This is a genomic window from Bradyrhizobium sp. P2_E8 (genome assembly GCF_056403875.1).
Map to the genome: position 1 here is coordinate 1 of NZ_JBFUES010001134.1, position 2209 is coordinate 2209.

Sequence of the window (2209 nt, forward strand, 5' to 3'; positions counted from 1 at the left end):
AGCCCTATCTGATCCAGTGCGGCTATCTCCAGCGCACCCCGCGCGGCCGGCTGCTCACCTCTCACGCCTTCCGCCATCTCGGCCTCGCCGAGCCCAATCGCGATGCGGCACAGTTCGGCCTGTTCGGCACCGACGAAAGCGACGACTGATCGCCGCAGTCGATGAACCCACCGGTTCCATCCCGGCACTAATCCGAACGCGCGGCGAACATGATCGCCACACACGGACTGGAGTGGGAAGGAATGGCGCCGACGGACGACACGAGGCTGCTCAAGACCATCGCGCCGCAGCTGCGCACGCCCGACGAGACCGAGGCGCTGCTGGATTCGATGCCGCGCGGCGAGCTGGCGTCGATGTGGTGCGCGCTCCAGCGCGTCAGCCGTCGCGACCAGGTCGGCAGCATCTGGGCCATCAAGGTCTATTTCGACCATCTGCCGCATCGCAGGCCGCAAGCCGCGCTCGATCTCGTGCTCGATGTTCTCAAGACCGAGACCGACAAGCCGACGGTGATGCAGCTCAACGACAAGTTCCTGCTGGCGCTCTTCTATGCGCATGGCACGGAGGTGATGGCGCGTGTCGAGCAGGAAGCCGCACACAATGACCGGCTGCGCTGGCTGCTGGGCGGCGTGCATGTCGGTCCCGACGATCCCTTGATGTCGCGTATTGCAGGCCTCGCCGATCGCGAGGCGTGGCATGTCGACCATCTGGCGCAGCGCACGCCGCGCGAGCCGCTCGATTGCGCCAACATGTCGGTCACCGAGCTCGCGCGCGCCTGGGTCGAGCAATATTCCAGATCCGAGCGCGACCAGGACGACAATCTGTTCGCGATCATGGATTTCGAGCGCGACCTACGCGAAGACGATCCCGACAGGATGATCGACCTGATCCTGGAGATCCTCAAGATCGAGTCCAACCCGGTGCTGCTGTCGCTGCTGGCCGCCGGTCCCCTCGAAGACGTGATCAGCGTCGGGACGATCGACCGGATCGAGCGCGAGGCGCGCGCCGACGCACGTTTTCGCGATCTGCTCGGCGGTGTCTGGTACTACCGTGCGCCCGACGAATTGAAGGCGCGGCTGGATGCGCTGGTCGGCGAGGGCCGATGGTAGCCTTTGTGCAGACGGTCTGCACCGAGATGCAGACGGTCTGCACGAGCCAACCCCAATTCCGCTTCAATCGGCYCGCATCAAGATGCCGTAGCAGAAGCGGACTTCCATGATCACGCGCCGTCGTCTCATCCGTTCCTTCGGCGGCCTGTCCGCCCTCGGTGTCTCGACCGCCGCCTACGGCGTCGGTATCGAGCCGGTGCTGCGGCTCGGCGTCACCCGCTATCATCCGACCCCGCGGCAATGGCCGGCGGATCTGCCGCTCAAGATCGCCGTGATCGCCGACGTCCATGCCTGCGATCCCTGGATGTCGCTGGAGCGGATCGAGGCCATCGTCGACCGCACCAATGGGTTGAATGCCGACCTCATCGTGCTGCTCGGCGACTATGTCGCCGGACTTCACCAGGTCACGCGCATCATTCCCGCGAACGAATGGGCCAGGGTGCTCGCGGGCCTGAAAGCGCCGCTCGGCGTCCATGCCGTCATGGGCAATCACGATTATTGGGTGGACAGGGCCGTGCAGCAGGCCGGGTATGGCCCGACGGTGGCGCATCGTGCGCTGGAGGCGGCCGGTATTCCCGTCTACGAGAACGACGCCGTGCGTCTCACCAAGGACGGCCGCCCGTTCTGGCTCGCCGGCCTCGGCGATCAGCTTGCCTTTCTGCCGGCGCGGCGCTTCCGGCGCACCGGGCGCGTCGGCGCCGACGATCTCACCGCGACGCTCGCCAAAGTCACGGACGACGCGCCGATCATCCTGCTCGCGCACGAGCCCAACATCGCCCCGCGCGTGCCCGCGCGCGTCGCGCTGCAACTGTCCGGCCACACTCATGGCGGCCAGGTCCGGCTGCTCGGCTGGTCGCCGGCAGTTCCCCGGCAGCACGGCCTCCGGCTCGCCTATGGTCATGTCAGGCTGAAATGCGACGTCATCATCTCCGGCGGCCTCGGTTGCAGCATCATGCCGCTCCGTGTCGGCGTGCCGCCGGAGATCGTCGAGGTGACGCTGGGGAGGACGGGGCCGGCGGTGGCGTAGCCTGCGCTTGCACGGCCGGCCGTTTTTGCGCAAAACGGGCCGGTAGCAAAAAGCGAAGAGGCACGCGACGTGACTG

General features: G+C 66.7%; 3 protein-coding genes. All 3 read left to right on the forward strand.

Features of this window, described 5'->3' with window-relative positions:
- The coding region (locus AC1D00_RS37680; protein ID WP_477014162.1) for a Holliday junction DNA helicase RuvB C-terminal domain-containing protein at positions 1–149 on the forward strand (149 nt) is incomplete at its 5' end.
- Between the two features lie 93 nt (positions 150–242).
- Positions 243–1106 carry a DUF6869 domain-containing protein gene (locus tag AC1D00_RS37685; protein WP_477014161.1) on the forward strand — a complete coding sequence of 288 codons (864 nt, stop codon included), beginning with the start codon at positions 243–245 and terminating at the stop codon, positions 1104–1106.
- A 106-nt stretch (positions 1107–1212) separates the two neighbouring features.
- A complete protein-coding gene (locus tag AC1D00_RS37690; protein ID WP_135176273.1) occupies positions 1213–2133 on the forward strand; it encodes a metallophosphoesterase in 921 nt (306 codons plus the stop codon).
- Positions 2134–2209 lie beyond the last annotated feature (76 nt).

Bases quoted from the DNA above. Each gene is read 5' to 3' on its own strand.
- AC1D00_RS37685 (WP_477014161.1), top strand. From the start codon at position 243: ATGGCGCCGACGGACGACACGAGGCTGCTCAAGACCATCGCGCCGCAG.
- AC1D00_RS37690 (WP_135176273.1), top strand. From the start codon at position 1,213: ATGATCACGCGCCGTCGTCTCATCCGTTCCTTCGGCGGCCTGTCCGCC.